This window comes from Pedobacter arcticus A12, assembly GCF_000302595.1.
Lineage (GTDB): Bacteria > Bacteroidota > Bacteroidia > Sphingobacteriales > Sphingobacteriaceae > Pseudopedobacter > Pseudopedobacter arcticus.
This window is the reverse complement of record NZ_AKZJ01000015.1, coordinates 63565-80238: the sequence shown is the minus strand read 5'-3', so window position 1 is coordinate 80238 and position 16674 is coordinate 63565. Positions and strand designations below refer to the sequence as shown.

The 16674-nt window shown below is 37.3% G+C and carries 15 protein-coding genes; 4 read left to right on the top strand and 11 right to left on the bottom strand.

The features are described 5' to 3' along the window. The first annotated feature begins 9 nt into the window (after window positions 1-9). The 3 genes from B176_RS0101180 (at window position 10) to B176_RS18770 (ending at window position 2624) form a co-directional block, all read left to right on the top strand. Window positions 10-294 carry a hypothetical protein gene (locus B176_RS0101180; RefSeq protein ID WP_017256948.1) on the top strand — a complete coding sequence of 95 codons (285 nt, stop codon included), beginning with the start codon at window positions 10-12 and terminating at the stop codon, window positions 292-294. Window positions 295-386: 92 nt separating this feature from the next. Further along, window positions 387-1721, top strand: a complete 1335-nt coding sequence (locus B176_RS0101175; RefSeq protein WP_017256947.1) for an IS5 family transposase — start codon at window positions 387-389, stop codon at window positions 1719-1721. A 57-nt stretch (window positions 1722-1778) separates the two neighbouring features. Further along, window positions 1779-2624 carry a sulfatase-like hydrolase/transferase gene (locus B176_RS18770; RefSeq protein WP_017256946.1) on the top strand — a complete coding sequence of 282 codons (846 nt, stop codon included), beginning with the start codon at window positions 1779-1781 and terminating at the stop codon, window positions 2622-2624. 229 nt (window positions 2625-2853) lie between these two features. Here the strand turns inward: B176_RS18770 and B176_RS0101165 are convergent, their stop codons facing one another. After that, window positions 2854-4389 carry an IS1182 family transposase gene (locus B176_RS0101165; RefSeq protein ID WP_017256945.1) on the bottom strand — a complete coding sequence of 512 codons (1536 nt, stop codon included), beginning with the start codon at window positions 4387-4389 and terminating at the stop codon, window positions 2854-2856. 313 nt (window positions 4390-4702) lie between these two features. Then, window positions 4703-5527 (bottom strand): alpha/beta hydrolase, encoded by an 825-nt coding sequence (locus B176_RS0101160; protein WP_017256944.1) that lies wholly within the window; start codon window positions 5525-5527, stop codon window positions 4703-4705. A 278-nt stretch (window positions 5528-5805) separates the two neighbouring features. Here B176_RS0101160 and B176_RS0101155 point away from each other — a divergent pair, with 278 nt between their 5' ends. Further along, window positions 5806-7698, top strand: a complete 1893-nt coding sequence (locus B176_RS0101155; protein ID WP_017256943.1) for a sulfatase family protein — start codon at window positions 5806-5808, stop codon at window positions 7696-7698. A gap of 507 nt (window positions 7699-8205) precedes the next feature. Here the strand turns inward: B176_RS0101155 and B176_RS0101150 are convergent. The 9 genes from B176_RS0101150 to B176_RS0101110 all read right to left on the bottom strand — a co-directional run bounded on the left by B176_RS0101150 (window position 8206) and on the right by B176_RS0101110 (window position 16674). Further along, the gene (locus tag B176_RS0101150; protein WP_017256942.1) at window positions 8206-9357 is read right to left on the bottom strand and encodes an alpha-hydroxy acid oxidase; all 1152 of its coding nucleotides are present in this window, start codon (window positions 9355-9357) and stop codon (window positions 8206-8208) included. 70 nt (window positions 9358-9427) lie between these two features. Next, window positions 9428-9577: a hypothetical protein gene (locus B176_RS21245; RefSeq protein WP_017256941.1), complete on the bottom strand. Its 150-nt coding sequence runs from the start codon at window positions 9575-9577 to the stop codon at window positions 9428-9430. A gap of 61 nt (window positions 9578-9638) precedes the next feature. Continuing rightward, on the bottom strand, window positions 9639-10946 hold the full coding sequence (gene fucP, locus B176_RS0101140; protein WP_017256940.1) for an L-fucose:H+ symporter permease: 1308 nt from the start codon (window positions 10944-10946) through the stop codon (window positions 9639-9641). A 61-nt stretch (window positions 10947-11007) separates the two neighbouring features. Continuing rightward, on the bottom strand, window positions 11008-11796 hold the full coding sequence (locus B176_RS0101135; protein ID WP_017256939.1) for an L-fucose dehydrogenase: 789 nt from the start codon (window positions 11794-11796) through the stop codon (window positions 11008-11010). Between the two features lie 10 nt (window positions 11797-11806). Further along, window positions 11807-12637, bottom strand: coding sequence for an amidohydrolase family protein (locus tag B176_RS0101130; protein WP_017256938.1), 831 nt, complete (start codon window positions 12635-12637; stop codon window positions 11807-11809). After that, window positions 12624-13481, bottom strand: coding sequence for a fumarylacetoacetate hydrolase family protein (locus B176_RS0101125; RefSeq protein ID WP_017256937.1), 858 nt, complete (start codon window positions 13479-13481; stop codon window positions 12624-12626). Before B176_RS0101125 ends, B176_RS0101130 begins: the two co-directional genes overlap by 14 nt. Before the next feature lie 414 nt (window positions 13482-13895). Then, window positions 13896-14657, bottom strand: coding sequence for an SDR family NAD(P)-dependent oxidoreductase (locus B176_RS0101120; RefSeq protein ID WP_017256936.1), 762 nt, complete (start codon window positions 14655-14657; stop codon window positions 13896-13898). 30 nt (window positions 14658-14687) lie between these two features. Next, window positions 14688-16331: a UxaA family hydrolase gene (locus B176_RS0101115; protein WP_026063078.1), complete on the bottom strand. Its 1644-nt coding sequence runs from the start codon at window positions 16329-16331 to the stop codon at window positions 14688-14690. Window position 16332: 1 nt separating this feature from the next. Then, window positions 16333-16674, bottom strand: a complete 342-nt coding sequence (locus B176_RS0101110; protein WP_017256934.1) for an L-rhamnose mutarotase — start codon at window positions 16672-16674, stop codon at window positions 16333-16335.

Below are 16674 nucleotides of genomic sequence, written 5' to 3'. Positions count from 1 at the left end.
GAGTGGGGAATGAATCCAGCATATAATTATGGTCCTTTTTATTATGACGGTGTGTCAGAAAAACTTCCTGCTAATCCATCAGTTCCAGAACCTTTTCATTCTATAGGTGCTGTAGATGGTTCTTTTGGAAGATTGTCAAGTGCAATTACGTCTGGTGTAAAAGGCGAGAAAGGTTGGGTTTACGGAGGGGATAAATCTCCAATGCGTTACATTAATGATAATGACCGCGATTTGTTGCAGGATGAAAAGCATGCGCAATGGGCGGTAAGTAGTCAGTCCTTAAAAAGCATTTAACATATTGATAATCAGATATTTGGTTATTATTTTACTTATTTTTAATTGCAGGATTAGGTATATTTAGCGTAGAAACCTTGCAGATTAAAACTATGTTAGCAAAGAAAAAGACGTCAAACCAGTCGAGTTTTTTCTTCTCATTAGAAGACACATTAAGTGCTAAGCACCCGCTTTATATTTTAGCTAACCGCATTGACTGGCAACAGTTTGAGACGGCGTTCAGTCCTCTGTATTGTCCTGATAACGGTCGCCCGGCAAAACCAATCCGCTTGATGGTAGGCTTGTTGATGCTGAAGTATATCCGTAATATTTCTGATGAAAGTATCGTGGAACAATGGTCTGAGAATCTGTACTATCAATATTTCTGCGGTTTGCAGGAATTTATTGCGAGAGTTCCCTGTGAAGCTTCAGAACTGGTCCATTTCCGTAAACGTATTGGGGAATCAGGAATTGAACTGATCTTTAAAGAAAGTATCAGAATCAATGGGGATGACAGTCATGATCCGCATGTTAGTGCCGACACCACTGTTCAGGAGAAGAACATTACCTTTCCAACAGACAGCAGGCTGCACAGGAAAATCATTAAAAAGACGCTGAAAATCGTACAGAATGAACAGTTGCCCATCCGGCAAAGCTATACCAGAACGCTTAAAAAGCTAGGCGTCGATCAACGCTTTCGTAATCATCCCAGAAACAAGTCGAAAGCCCGAAAAGCGGACAGGAAAGTAAAGACCATCGCTGGCAGACTGGTTCGGGAACTGGAGCGTAATCTGCCGCCGGATTCCGCCCACCAAGAAACCATCCTATTGTTTAAGCAGGTGCTGGTACAAACCAGAGGAAGTAAAAACAAGATATACTCACTGAATGAGCCAGAGGTACTTTGCATCTCCAAAGGAAAAGAGCATAAGAAATATGAGTTCGGGAATAAAGTTTCCATCGTGAAAACGCAGAATACAGGTGTGATTGTTGGCGCAATGGGGTTTCGAAATGAATTTGATGGACATACCTTGACACCGGCATTAGCGCAGGTCAATAAGTTGATTGGTCAAGAGCCCAAGACGGTGAGTGTGGATCGTGGCTACAAAGGAAACACACAGATTGGATCAACCAAGGTCCAGATCCCTAAACCATTCAATGATAAAAAGCAGACAAAGTACCAACAAAACAGACTTAAAGAAGACCATCGGAAAAGAGCATCGATAGAACCCGTGATTGGACACTTGAAAACCGACCACAGACTAGGAAGAAACTTTTACAAAGGGATTGTTGGCGACAACATAAATATTATGTTAGCCGCAGCAGCTTTCAATTTCAAACGGATGATGAATAAATGGAAATACTCCTTTTTTGTCTTTTTTCAAAACCTGATTATCCAATTCAATACTTGGATGCTGAATTGGATAATCAGATCGGAAATGGCTTTTTAAGGCTTGACTAAGTAAATTAAAAGAGCTAGAGCAAACCAATAGCCAAACCCCATTTTTATGGGAATTGGTTTTGTAAGACCGCATACTCCGTTACATGTTCCGGATAAATATTATGACATGTTTCCATTGGATAAATTAGAATTAGACAAGTGGTTGGTTGATGATAAAAAGGACACTTATTATACTCAGAACATTAGCAGTGAGGATAAAGGACCGAAATATTATAAAATGCTGGTAGAGTCTTACGGTGGCGATAGAGAATTGGCGCTTAAACACTTTTTGCAAGGATATTTAGCGGCTGTTGCTTTTGTTGATGAGCAGGTGGGTGTAATACTAGATGGTCTAGAAAAAAGTAAATTTAAAGACAATACCATCGTGGTTTTTACTAGCGACCACGGCTGGCAAATGGGCGAAAAAGACTACTTATTTAAAAATTCTCCTTGGGATGAAAGTGCCAGAGTTCCAATGGTAATTAGAACGCCAAATACAGTAGCAAATACAGTAGCAAATACAAAAATAACACATCCTGTTGCGCTAATAGATTTAGTTCCTACGCTTATTGATTTAACATCTTTAAAAGGAGATAATAAAATATCTCCAGAAGGCGGCCGTTTAGGCGGCTTTTCGCTAAGACCATTTTTAGAGGGAAAACCAAAAGAGTGGAAAGGGCCAAATGGTGCTTTATCAATCGTCGGTAATTTTGGAATTGATATCCCAAAAGAAAAGCAAAATTATTCGTATCGTACAGAAAATTGGCACTACATCAGATATACCAACCGAGATGAAGAATTATATGACCACATCAAAGATCCTTACGAGTGGAAAAACTTAGCAACCAACGCAAAGTATGCAAAAACCAAAGCATTGCTTCACCGTGAAATGAATGAAATTATTGCGAAGTAGTGTTTTGTGCTTTTCTTAATATAAGGAAGAGACGTAAAGTCAAAAAGATATCTTTCTAACAAAAAAAAGGGACTTCAATATTATAACAAGAAAAGCAACAAAGAGGCTGTCTCAAAAAACAATTGAGGCAGCTTTTTTATTTTTTGGATTTCCTGTGGTAGGGATTTCTTGAGTTGTTTATTGGTCGTTGGACCATTCCTACCTCTTCAAAGGAGAGAAAAAGCCCTCTTTAGGCTGCCTTTTTTCTAATATTGTGGGCAATTGCAATCAAACCCCATTCAATTTCCACTTTTTTCTTTCCTCTAAGCATAAATCTCTTAAAGCCGTGATTGTGTTTGATATTTCCGAACACAGGTTCCACATCATAGCACCTCTTTTTACGGTGTGCTACTCCCTGTTCTGAGTTCAGTAGCTGGAAAGCCTGTTGTTTCAGCCTGTGCAGGTTTGTATTGATTTCAATAATTCTGTTTCCTTTGGCTTTATGACAAACCCCGTTCAAAGGACAGTTTGAGCAGTTCTGTGCCTGATACCGTTTATGGGTCTGCTCGAATCCAGTACTGGTTTTCTTATTGCTATCTCCTATATAGCCCATTCTCTGTCCCATAGGGCAGATATAACAATCCTGTTCTTCATTGTAGAATAGCTTATCGGCAGAAAAAGGTTGCTTGTCCCTATAATTCTGTCCCTGCTCCTTATCAAACTTGCCATACTTCACAAAAGCTTCTACCTCAAGATTCTCCAATATGGTATAGTTTTCCTCAGATCCGTATCCCGCATCAGCTGTCAATGCTTTTGGAGCAGAACCAAAGCTCTGGATGTGCTGGGCAAGATGAATAGACAGAGTCGTGGTGTCGGTAGGATTTGGATGTAGGGTGTAATTGACGATATATTGGTTGGAAGTGGATATCTGCGTGTTATAAGCGGGCTTGAGCTGTCCGTTTCCCATGTGATCTTCTTTCATGCGCATGAAAGTAGCTTCTTCATCTGTTTTGCTGTAGCTGTTTCGCTCTCCTAAAATAGCTTCCTGCTCTTGGTATTTCTGGATGTTTTTTGGAAAGTTTTTATTAATGTAGTTCAGCTTTGCCCTTACTTTTTTATCGATGTTTTTCTTGCTTCCCAACACCTCGTTAAGCTTGGCTATCGTTTTCTCTACGTTCTCTTTGTTGATAGTAGCCAACTCTGGCGGTTCTGGCAGATCATCCTCAGCATTACTTACGCTCTGGGCATATTGCCATATCTGCTCGAGCTGCGCCTTCATCTTTTCCTTGTTGGTCTGGATGGCTTTTCTCCAAACGAAAGTGTATTTGTTTGCGCTTGATTCTATCTTGGTGCCATCGGTGTAAATTTCCTCGATACTCAATAACCCTTCCTCTGCCAGCAAACGGACCACTTGCTCAAATACTTTTCTCAAAGCCTCTTTCAGTCTCTCGCCCCTGAAACGGTTGATAGTATGGTGGTCTGGCCGGTTCATGGCGCTCAGCCACATGAAATGGGTGTTCTCTTTGCAGGCAGCTTCGAGCTTACGGGAAGAGTAGATGTTGCTTACATATCCATAAACCAGAACTTTCAACAGCATTACCGGATGATAGGAAGATGTTCCTGTTGTAGGATAAGCCAAAAGCAGAGGTTCTACATTGATCCGATCGATGACATCGTTCACAACTCTCACCGCATGCTTATCGGCTATAAGCTCTTCTAAAGACGGTGGAAGCATCATAATCTGATGCTGGTTATAAGCCTTGAACGAAGGTGTTTTGTTTGGCATTGCCTCTCTTTGTTAACACCTAAATATAAGAAAATCAGATGTTTATAACAAAAAAAAAAAAAATGTAACAAAACTGGAATAATTGTAAAACAAAAAGAGACTGCCTTTTTGAGACAGCCTCTTTGTTTTATATCTCAAGTCGCTTTATTAAGCTCTTAGTTCAGTTGTAAGTAAAATTTATGTTTGATTATAAATGGTTTTCTCTGCTTATCGATCGTATCTGTTTTATAGACTAAAAAGGTTTGACATTGGCGCCGATATAGATCAATCTGGTAATGCCCTAGTCAATACCTTTATAATCGAGCTCAGGTTTTTATAAAGGTTTTAAATATCCTAATTGGGTCAAAAATTTATCTGTCTCTACCATCGTTTTATCTACAAATTCTTTCTTGTTGAAAAAGCCATGTTCTTGCCCATCGTATAAAAATAATTCACATTGATTTCCAGCTTTTATCATTTCGTTCTTAAACCGTTCTGCCGTGGCTACTGGTATCAGCTTATCTTTTGTTCCTTGGAATACGATAGTTGGCGGTGCGTTTTTACGGATATTGTATAAGGGAGAGAAATTTTTATAGGCATCACCAACTCTTTCATAGCCATAACCATCAGGCCCATTGTCAATAACGGGGTTAAATAAAATTAGCGCATTTGGCTTTGCACTGATTGATAGATCATCCGTGGTTTCGTTATAGTTATCAATTAAAGCAGTTGCTGCTGCCAAATGTCCTCCTGCAGACCCGCCAGAAGCAATAATTGCATTGGGATTTACTTGAAAATCCCTTGCATTTTTCCTTACAAACCTCATTGCAGATTTGGCGTCTTTTAAAGATTCAAACGGAGTAATTTTCTGCCTGTTTTTAACTCTATAATCTACTAAAAAACAAACCATTCCTCTTTTTGCAAAGAAATTAGCTTGTGGTTTAAACTGATTAATGCTCCCGCTAATCCAACCGCCGCCGAAGAAAAAAACTACCGCTGGGTAAATTTTACTCTTCACTAAATCAGGCGGATAAATAACCTCCATCTTCAGAGTAGTTGTGTCTACCTGTTTGTAAGTAATTAGATTTTTTACTTCTTGCGCAAAAACGAAGTTTGTAAAGAAGCAAACGAAACCAACAACAGCAATCTTTTTAATCATTTTTTCTGGTTTAGGCTAAAAGTACTCTGAAATACAAAATTTAAAGGACTTATTTTAATTGTAATCAAAATTGCAGTTTAAAGTTTTGATTAAGATAGCGTAACAGGGCAAAATAGGATATCTGATGTGTCAAAAATAAGTTTTTACACACTCGGCGACCTGATTTACACCTCACTTTGAATTAATCTGACCCGTGTTTTTTTAAAGCGATGTTTATCTTTGGTAAACCACCGTGTTAGTAAACGGCGCAACTACAATCAAAATATAAAATTTGTTTTATGGAATTTGTTAAACCTACAATGAGATTTGTTAAACTTCTAGTTTTCTTAGTAATTCTTCACCAAATAGCATTTGCACAAAGCAAGCCCAATATTTTGTGGATTACTTATGAAGATACTTCGCCACAATTTATTGGATGTTACGGCAATGCCGATGCCCGTACGCCGGTAATAGATAATCTTGCCGAAAAGGGAATAAGATTTACCAATGCGTTTTCTACTGGAACGGTATGTTCGCCAGCAAGAACCGCAATTATTACTGGAGTAAAAACCTTTGAAACAGGTACTGGAAATCACAGAAGTAACTATAATATCCCTGCAGATATGCATGGTTTTCCTTATTACTTGCAAAAAGAGGGTTACTACACTACCAACAATTCCAAAACAGATTATAATGTAGGCAACGTAAAAGCTTTTATAAAAGATGCTTGGCATGAAAGTTCTAATGAAGCTGGTTGGTGGAAACGAAAATCGGGACAACCATTTTTTGCTGTTTTCAATTATATGGATTCGCACCAATCCCGCACCATGACAGATCCTTATTCAAAATATCTGAAAATGGTAATTGATCAGCTCCCTGTTGCAGATAGGATTGGAGAAAACGATTTTGTAATGCCACCGTTTTATCGCGATTCGCCAGAAATGCGTAAGCAGTTTGCCAGGGTTTATAATTCTATTAAACTTACCGACAATAAAATTGGCGCACTTTTACAGCGATTAAAAGATGATCATTTACTAGATAGCACTATCGTTTTTTGCTTTGCAGACCATGGCGAGGGAATGCCACGAGGAAAAACTAACGGAATTAATTTCGGTTACCGAGTACCTTTTGTCGCTTGGTTTCCGCCAATGTATAAAGATTTATCGCCTTGGAAAACAGGCGGTATAGTAACAGATGAACTTATTGATTTTGCAGATCTTGCACCATCAATGTTGGCTTTAGCTGGTGCCGATATTCCTAAACAAATGAAAGGAAGGGTTTTAATTGGAAAAAAAAGAGCAAAACCTGTTGATCATTTAGTTTTATCGAGCGATAGGTCTGATAACGGTGTTGACATGGTTCGTTCTGTAACCAATGGAAAGCTAGTCTATTCACGTAACTATTATCCTTTTATCAACGAAGCCAGATACATCAATTACATGGAAATTGGCGACATTAAAATTCAGATGAGAGAGGATTTGGCAGCCGGAAAACTGAATACCTTGCAGAAAAGTTTATTTGAAGAGCGACCAGCCGAGTTTTTATTTGACTTATCAAAAGACCCATGGGAAACACATAATTTGGTTAATGATAAAGCTTATCAGCCTGAATTGCAAAAAATGAGAACGCAGTTAGACGATCAATTATTAACTTCCAGAGATATTATGTTTTTGCCCGAATACGAAATTGCACAAATCTCAAAAACAACTTCTCCTTACAACTACCGTCTTGATGATAAAAATTACCCTTTTAAAGAAATATATGCCGCTGCATCATTAGCTGGAAAAAGAGATGCAGTTATTGCCAAAAAACAGATTGATTTATTAAATAGTGGAAACAAAATCGTTAGATATTGGGTAGCCTTAGGTTTACTTTCGCAACCTGCTAAATTTTTAAAACCTTATCAATCGCAAATTGTTGCTGCTTTAAACGATGATTATGCACTAGTAATTTCAACGATTTCGGCAGTAGCTTATGCCAATTTCAGCAATCAAAAAGCGGAAACAAATCTTAAGAATTTGATAATGAGCGACCAGGAACTATTATCATTAATGACTATCAATTACTTAATTTATAGCCCGAAAAGAGAAGTATATTTATCAACAATACAAGATTTATTAAAGCGCAAAAATTTATCATACAATATAAAATCTGCCGCTAAAGACTTTGAGACAAGTTTAAGTGCACATTAATTTATTTTTAAAAAATCAATAAAAATGAAATATATTTCGAGTTTAAAAGTGATACGCTTAGTGCGTGACTTGGTTATTTGCATCAACCACTTATTTATCGGCTCAAAGTATTAATCAACAAAAACCAAATATTGTGGTAATTTAAACAGACGTTCAAACTTATACGGCTATACATGCGCTAGGGAACAAGGAAATTATTACTCCTAACATGGATAGATTGGTGGGAACGAGGGACTTCTTATCCTTTCAGTCTGATGTTGCGATCGTCCAAATTGCCTTGGTTACGATTTTAAGCTACGCGGCAAGCAGAAAAAAACAGCTCTGTGGCGCTTAATCCGAACTTATTTTAATTATATTCTTGGCTTCCATGGGTTTACAACAACTTTGTGTGCTTTTCAAAATAGAATACTTTTCATCCCCTCACCTGATTCAATTACATTTTCAATCTTATTATCAATATTTAATGGCAGTTTTAATCGCTGTGAATTTAATAATTAGATAGTTCTTTTATTTCTTGATCAAATGACTTGGTAAATCTTCTAACCGCTCACAACAAAGCTGTTCCATAATTTGGTTTAATTCCTTTTTTAATAAGGAAATCGTGTGATTACCTCCTTTATTCCCTAAAGCTGCTGCTCCATACATAAAAGATCTTCCCATGAAAGTGAATTTAGCACCGCTTGCTATTGCTCTAGCCACATCAGAACCAGACCGAATACCGCTATCCATCATCACCTCAATTTGATTAACAAATTTTTCTGCAATTCTAGTTAATGGCTTAATTGAAGATTCTCCCGAATCTAATTGTCTTCCGCCATGGTTAGAAACAATAATTCCGTCTATACCCAAACGGATAGCTTCCTGTGCATCAATTTCAGAAGCAACTCCTTTAAGTACCAATTTACCTTTCCATTGGTCACGGATTGCTTTTATTTTATCCTCATTTAACCTTCCAGAAAATGTGGCATCCATAAACTGGCCTAATTGCTTTAAGTCTAAACCTTTAGGCATATACGGTTTTAGGTTTGCAAAATTGGGCTGGCCATATCTTAAAGTATTTAATGCCCAACTAGGTTTTCCCATCACCTGTAATATGTTTCTAACAGACATTTTAGGAGGCATCGCCAAGCCATTTCGTATATCTCTAGGTCTAAACCCAAAAGTAGGTACATCACAAAGGATGACTAAAACCGGGCATTCTGCGGCTTCCGCTCTTTTAATGATATCATCTCGCAATCGGTTCTCCGTAGGGTGATATAACTGAAACCAAGCTTTGCCTTCTGTCAGCTCGCTAACTCGCTCTATACTAGTCGTGGTTACCGTACTTAAAATAAAAGGTATGTTATGCTTAAAAGCTGCTTTTGCTAAAATTTCTGGAGAATTTGGCCATATTAAACCTTGTAAACCAATGGGTGCAATTCCAAATGGTGCATCATATTCTATCCCAAACAAATTGGTTTTTAGGCTAAGCCCGTTGAAGTTTTTTATGTACTGAGGCTTTAATTGAACGTCTCTAAGTTCCGAAACATTCCTATGTAGGTTCACATCTTCATTACATCCTCCATCTAAGTATTCAAATGCAAATTTTGGAATGTTCTTTTGCGCTTTTTTCCTTAAATCATCAATAGAAGGATATTTTGTATTGAATTCTAATGCCATAAATATTAATTCTTTAACTTTTGATCTTTTTTAATTTATTGAACAGAGACAAATAATATCGCTTATCTGTTTAAGCGTCAGCCAAAACTCGGTCTAAATGAGCATAACCACCATCAACATATAAAATTTGACCAAGTGTTGTATTTGATTTATTGCTCAACAAAAAAGCAACAGTATTTCCTTTTGATTTAATCAGTTCTGGCAAAGCATGGTGAGCCATTAAATAGTAATGAATAAGGTTACGATATAAGCTTTAAATTAGAATTTCCCATAAGCAGATGCTAAGCAATTACGGTCCGTGTACGCTTAATAGCTCTTAAGCCATAAATAGTAATCGCTATAAAACTTATTAATGGTAATACAAACGAAATATTAACCGCAGGAAAACCTGCCACAGTACCTAAATCAATTATACTTCCTTGCAGCGGTGGCATTAAAGCACCCCCAACTATAGCCATTACTAGGCCAGCAGCGCCTAGTGTAGCGTCGTCATTTTCTAACCCTTCCAAGGCAATACCGTAAATTGTAGGAAACATTAACGACATAAATGCAGAAGTAGCAACTAAACAATATAAGCCCAACATTCCTTGTATTAAAATAATTCCGGTAACAGTAATTATCCCACCAACTGCAAAAATGGTAAGCAACATCCTTGAGTTGATGTACTTCATTAAAAAAGTACTTATAAAACGGCTTAACAGAAAAACAACCATTGCTACAATATTGTAGTTTTGAGCGGTAGATTTAGGGATGCCTAAACGATCAGCGTACTGGATAATAAAAGTCCAACACATTATCTGAGCGGCAACATAAAATAGTTGAGCAACAACTCCTTCTCTATAATTCACATTACTTAACAACCTTTTAAAGGTTTCCTTAGCCTTTATCTGGTGGTCGGCATTGTTTCTTTTTGGCATTTTCATCAAGGCTATAACAACCAAAACCAACAACACTACAAACCCTAGTACCACATACGGCGTACTTATGATCGCCAAATCATGAGATCTTATCGTTGCTTTTTCTATTTCTGGTAAACCGGTGTAAATCAAATCCCCCGCTACATCTTTTTTATCAGACGTTAAAGCTGATAGGATAAAGTTTGACGCTATAAACATCCCTAATAAAGACCCCATCGGATTAAATGCTTGAGCTAAATTCAATCTTCGTGTTGCTGTTTCTTTATCCCCCATTGATAAAATAAAAGGGTTTGCAGTAGTTTCAAGAAATGCAAGCCCAAAGGTGAGAATATAAAGAGAGACCAGAAAGAACCCGAATACTTCATATTTGGTAGCAGGGTAGAATAAAAGAGCGCCAACGGCATACAATAGTAAACCAACAATAATTCCCTTTTTATAACTGTACTTTTTTACAAAAAGTGCAGCCGGGATTGCCATTGTTGCGTATCCACCATAAAAAGCGAACTGTACCAATGAAGCTTTTGCTGTAGATATTTCCATTACGGTACTAAAAGCAGCCACCATAGGATTGGTAATATCATTTGCAAAGCCCCATAATGCAAACAAAGAAGTAATCAATATAAAGGGAACTAACATTTCCTTAGAAACGACAGGTATTTTTGCTTTAGCCATTGATGTCCAAAAATTAGGGTTAATTATTTATTTAAAAATTATTTTTAGGTTCTTATACAAATTAAGCGTTAGCCAAAGCCCGGTCTAAATGAACGTAACCGCCATCAACATGTAGAATTTGCCCCGTAGTATGACTAGATCTATCACTCAACAAAAAAGCAACGGTATTTCCTATTTCATGGATGGTGGTCATCCTATTTTCTAGCGGGATATGGGCCGTAATTTTAGCTAAAGTTTCTTCTGGGTTATTTAATGTTGTAATCCAGTTTTCGTATTGTGGTGTCCAACATTCTGCTACCACTAGAGCGTTTACACGGATGCCGTATTTTAAAAGCTCAACTGCCCATTCTCTCGTTAAGGCATTTCTACCTCCGTTTGAGGCAGCGTAACCAGAAGTATTTCCTTGTCCCGTTTCTCCGGTCTTTGAAGAAATGTTAAGGATATTTCCTTTTGATTTAATCAATTCTGGCAAAGCATGGTGAGCCATTAAATAGTAATGAATAAGGTTACGATGTAAGCTTTGCACAAAATCTTCATAATTACCGTTTTCTAACCCAACTCCATCGTTTAAACCTGCATTATTTACTAAGCCATCAATTCTTCCGAATGCTGCAATTGCTTTTTCTACTGCTTTTTTACATGCTTCGGAGCTGGTTAATTCTGCTTCTATTCCAAAAGCATTACCCCCGCTTGCCGTAATTAGGTCAATTGCCTTTTGATTATCCGCTTGCTTTCTGCCGATAATTACTGCTATTGCCTCTTCCTTAGCTATAGTTTCCGCTATCCCGAAACCAATGCCTTTGGCCCCCCCTGTGATTAGAATAACCTTGTCCTTTAAATTTAAATCCATTATAATTAGTTTATAAATTGTAGCATTTAATAGCGTTCAAGCTCCAAAATTTCTCCTGCTCGTTTACGGACAAACTATTCACCTGTTGCGCTACCACTCTCATTACTTTTTGGTAATCTCCCGCTAGGTTGCATACTGGCCAGTCAGAGCCAAACATGACCCTATCCATACCAAATGCGGAAAAAACCACATCCATATAAGGTATTAAGTCTTCCTGTTTCCAATTTTTCCAATCCGCTTCTGTAATCACCCCCGATACTTTACAATACACATTTTCGTGTCTTGCTAAGGCGGTTACGGCTGTTTTCCACGCATTAATTTCTCCGGATTCTATCATCGGCTTTGCCAAATGATCCAATACAAAAACCAGATTTGGAAAATGACTTACCAGTTGTTCGGCGTAGTTCAATTGGTCTGGAAGCAACAAAAGATCATAAACAAAGTCGTAAGCGTTCATAGCTACAATACCTCTTATGAACTCTTTACTGAGTATTAAATCCCGCTGTTCTTTATCTTGAAGAATGTATCTAAACCCCTTAATGGCTTTAACTTCGCTGTAATAAGCTAACCTCTCAGAAATATCACTATTTAAAAAATCAACCCATCCAACTATCCCTTTAATGAACTCATTTTTCTTACTTAAGTCCAATAAAAAATCGTTATCGGCTTCTTCCTCATCTGACTGTACCGCAATACAACCGCTTACACCTGCAATGCTCAGAATTGGCTGTAAATCATGTGGCATAAAATCTTTTTGGATTACCGCCATTTCATTATTTATCCAAGCATGCTTAACAGGGTTGTATTTCCAAAAATGCTGATGCGTATCAATCTTTTGCATAAGCTACAACGGTTTGTTTCGAAGTTCCTAAACCATCAATTCCTAACTCAATTACATCTCCTGCTTTTAAATAAATTGGAGGATTAAAACCTAAACCCACACCATGTGGCGTTCCTGTTGAAATCACATCTCCTGGTAAAAGCGTCATAAATTCGCTGAGGTAAGAAACAACATGGGCAATATCAAAGATAAAATCGTCGGTATTGCCGTCTTGCATTGTTTTACCGTTAAGCTTTAACCATAGACGTAAATTATTTGGATTGGCAATCTCATCTTTTGTAACCAACCATGGACCAAGTGGTGCAAAAGTATCGCAACCTTTTCCTTTAGCCCACTGCCCACCACGTTCTAATTGGAAAGCTCTTTCACTTACATCGTTATGCAAAACGTAACCTGCAACATAATCCATAGCTTCTTCCTTTGAAACATAACTTGCCTTTTTGCCAATTACAAAGGCTAACTCTACTTCCCAATCTGTTTTTTCAGAATCTTTTGGAAGCATAATATTGTCGTTTGGTCCTACTACAGATGTGGTAGATTTAAAGAAAATAATAGGCTCTTTAGGGATTGTAGCATTGGTTTCTTGTGCGTGTTTTGCATAATTTAAACCAATACAAACTATTTTTGAAGGCCGACCAATTGGCGACCCTAAACGTTCTGAATCTGAAACCAACGAAAGACTAGCTTTGTTCTTTTCTACGAAGGAAGCCAATCTATTTACACCATCTGTTTCAAAAAACTTTTCGTCATAATCTTCCCCAGAAGCAGAAGTGTCATAGTTTTTACCATCAATTACTACCCCTGTTTTTTCTTTTCCTATTTGTCCGTATCTTATTAATTTCATTTGATTTTTTATTTAATGATTGAATTTTGAATGAGAGAATTATTGAATACTCTCAAACATCTTATTCATTGTTCTTTATTTGATGATTGAATTTTGGATGAGAGAATGACTGAATATTCTGCAATATCTTATTCATTGCGCTTTATTTAATGATTAAATTTTGGATGAGAGAATGACTGAATATTCTGCAATATCTTATTCATTGCGCTTTATTTAATGATTAAATTTTGGATGAGAGAATGACTGAATATTCTGCAATATCTTATTCATTGCGCTTTATTTAATGATTAAATTTTGAATGAGAGAATGATTTAATTATTTTTTTACTTCTCACTTTATACGATTTTAGTCTTGCTACTTACTACTTAAAACCTACTACTTAAAACTTACTACTTATAACCTACCACTTACAACTTAATTATTCAACTTAATAAATCCTCCATCAATCGGATAATCGTTTCCAGTAATAAACCCAGCTTCATCAGAACATAAATACAGTGCTAAAGCTGCAATTTCATCTGGTTTTGCCATACGACCAATCGGTTGGCTTTTAGATAATTTCTCGAACATTTCTTTCTGATTATCAGGATAGGCTTTTGCGATAAAACCATCAACAAAAGGCGTATGTACCCTCGCTGGAGATATGCTATTACTGCGAATGCCATCCGCAATAAAATCACGAGCTACTGACATGCTCATCGCATAAATTGCACCTTTACTCATTGAATACGCAAAACGATCTGCAATACCAACAACGGAAGCAATGGAAGCCATGTTTAAAATTGCTCCGCCACCAGCTTTTTTCATCGCAGGAATAGCTGCGTACAAACAATTATAAGCACCTTTTACATTTACTTGATAAACCCTTTCAAACTCCGCTTCTGCAGTTTTCTCTAGGTTACCAATATGAGCGATTCCCGCATTATTTACTAAAATATCAACTTTCCCTATCTTGCTAAATGTCGCCAGAACTTGGTTTTGCTTGCTTACATCGCATGAAAATGCCTGCGCTTCCCCGAAAGCTTGAATTTCTTCTACTGCCTGTTGTGCAGATTGCTCATTCAGTTCTAATATATAAACTTTAGCTCCTTGTTTGGCAAACAGAACGGATATTGCTTTTCCTATTCCACTACCGCCACCTGTAATTACTGCTGATTTTCCTTTTAAACTAAACACCTTCTTCTTTTATTTGGATTTAAATTTCGATTATAAACTAACTCCTCTTTTCCACGGAATAAAGTCGTCTTGGTTTAAGGCAACTGCTTTTGGAACAAATTCTCCACTGGCAACTTTGATACATAGTTCTAAAATCTCTTCCCCCATTTCTGGGATTGATTTCTCTCCTCTGATAATCGCTCCGGTATCAATATCAATGATATCGCTCATTTTATTTGCGAGTATAGTGTTGGTGGCTACTTTAATCACTGGACAAATTGGATTGCCAGTAGGCGTACCTAAACCTGTAGTAAACAAGATTAAATTAGCTCCGCTACCCGCTTTGCCGGTTGTTGCTTCTACATCGTTACCGGGTGTACAAACTAAACTCAACCCAGGTTTAATCGCCTGTTCTGTATAATCTAAAACATCAACTACCGGAGAAGTCCCTCCTTTTTTTGCGGCTCCTGTACTCTTAATCGCATCAGTAATTAGCCCGTCTTTAATGTTACCCGGTGAAGGGTTCATGAAAAAACCTGAACCCACTGCATGAGCTTGCGCATCATAAGTCCGCATTAGATAGATAAACTTTTTAGCGATTTCTTCATTCTCACAACGATCGATCATATTTTGCTCAGCCCCACATAATTCGGGGAACTCTGCCAATAGCACTTTACCACCTAAAGTCACTAATAAATCAGCTGTATAACCTACCGCGGGATTAGCAGATATCCCACTAAAACCGTCACTTGCACCACATTTAACACCCAAGGTCAAATGCTTTAAAGAAGCTGGCTTTCTCTCTAATTTATTGATTTCTACTAAACCTTGAATGGTTTCTTGTATTGCCCCCTTAATCAATACTTCCTCACTCTGCGTTTTTTGCTGTTCAAAAACCAAAACTGGCTTATCAAAACTAGGATGGTAATTTTTAATATCTGCCAAGAAATTACCTACCTGTAAATGCTGGCATCCCAAACTTAAAAGTGTTACCCCTGCAACGTTCGGGTGATTTGCGTAAGCGGCTAATAGCTTACCCAACATTTCAGAATCTTGTCTGGTTCCACCACATCCGCCTTGATGGTTTAAAAACTTAATCCCATCAACGTTTTTAAAAAATCTTTCTTTTTGTAGTTCTGTTGACGGCGAAAAATCTACCTCCGTGATCGATTTTCCATCTTTCAAATCTTGAATCAGGTGTTCTGAAAACAGCTTGTACTTATCTGTTACTGCGTATCCTAATGTTTGGTGCAACGTTTCCTTTATTACATCCATATTTCTGTTTTCACAAAATACAGTTGGAATAAAAAGCCAGTAATTCGCCGTACCTACATTTCCGTCATTTCTGTGGAAACCGTTAAAAGTGCGGTCAACGAATTTAGAAACATCAGGTTTATGCCATTGATAATCTACTTTTCGGTAATCATAAGGTTCTGCAGCATGGCGGGTATTTTCAGTAGTCATACGTTCTCCGCTTTTGACGGCATGTTGAACTTTCCCCACTAAAACCCCGTACATAATGATTTCATCACCCGTTTGCATATCATTGATAAAAACTTTATGCTTTGCAGGAACCGTATTTTTAATAATGATAGAAGATCCTTCAAACTGAATATCCATTCCAGCAGTTAAGTCTTGTAATGCAACTAGCACATTATCTTTTCTATCTAACTGTAAAATTAAATTTGCTGCCATTTTATTTATTACTATTAAATTCAAAAATGCTATCCATTAAAACCCATTTTTCCTTGGGTTTAGAACCGGGTATTTTAACCTGATAGTCCCACATCAGCTTTTCCCAATCCATCACTTTTTTTATTTCCTTATCCATTTTACCTTTTCTCTCGAATGTAAAATCATCGGTAGTTTCTATAATCATACAAAGACGATTATAAAACCTAAATATTTCCATTTTTAGAATACCGGAGTCTTCGATGTTTTTTAAAACCTCTGGCCATACTTTTTTGTGCCAATCATCGTACTCATGTATCAATTCTAAATTTTCTCTTAAATCAAGGGCTAAAATATATCTCTTCAT

Bases quoted from the DNA above. Each gene is read 5' to 3' on its own strand.
- fucP (WP_017256940.1), bottom strand. From the start codon at position 10,946: ATGGCTAAAGCAAAAATACCTGTCGTTTCTAAGGAAATGTTAGTTCCC.
- B176_RS0101135 (WP_017256939.1), bottom strand. From the start codon at position 11,796: ATGGATTTAAATTTAAAGGACAAGGTTATTCTAATCACAGGGGGGGCC.
- B176_RS21245 (WP_017256941.1), bottom strand. From the start codon at position 9,577: ATGGCTCACCATGCTTTGCCAGAACTGATTAAATCAAAAGGAAATACT.
- B176_RS0101125 (WP_017256937.1), bottom strand. From the start codon at position 13,481: ATGAAATTAATAAGATACGGACAAATAGGAAAAGAAAAAACAGGGGTA.
- B176_RS0101155 (WP_017256943.1), top strand. From the start codon at position 5,806: ATGGAATTTGTTAAACCTACAATGAGATTTGTTAAACTTCTAGTTTTC.
- B176_RS0101180 (WP_017256948.1), top strand. From the start codon at position 10: ATGAATCCAGCATATAATTATGGTCCTTTTTATTATGACGGTGTGTCA.
- B176_RS0101115 (WP_026063078.1), bottom strand. From the start codon at position 16,331: ATGGCAGCAAATTTAATTTTACAGTTAGATAGAAAAGATAATGTGCTA.
- B176_RS0101160 (WP_017256944.1), bottom strand. From the start codon at position 5,527: ATGATTAAAAAGATTGCTGTTGTTGGTTTCGTTTGCTTCTTTACAAAC.
- B176_RS0101175 (WP_017256947.1), top strand. From the start codon at position 387: ATGTTAGCAAAGAAAAAGACGTCAAACCAGTCGAGTTTTTTCTTCTCA.
- B176_RS0101130 (WP_017256938.1), bottom strand. From the start codon at position 12,637: ATGCAAAAGATTGATACGCATCAGCATTTTTGGAAATACAACCCTGTT.
- B176_RS0101150 (WP_017256942.1), bottom strand. From the start codon at position 9,357: ATGGCATTAGAATTCAATACAAAATATCCTTCTATTGATGATTTAAGG.
- B176_RS0101110 (WP_017256934.1), bottom strand. From the start codon at position 16,674: ATGAAGAGATATATTTTAGCCCTTGATTTAAGAGAAAATTTAGAATTG.
- B176_RS18770 (WP_017256946.1), top strand. From the start codon at position 1,779: ATGGGAATTGGTTTTGTAAGACCGCATACTCCGTTACATGTTCCGGAT.
- B176_RS0101165 (WP_017256945.1), bottom strand. From the start codon at position 4,389: ATGCCAAACAAAACACCTTCGTTCAAGGCTTATAACCAGCATCAGATT.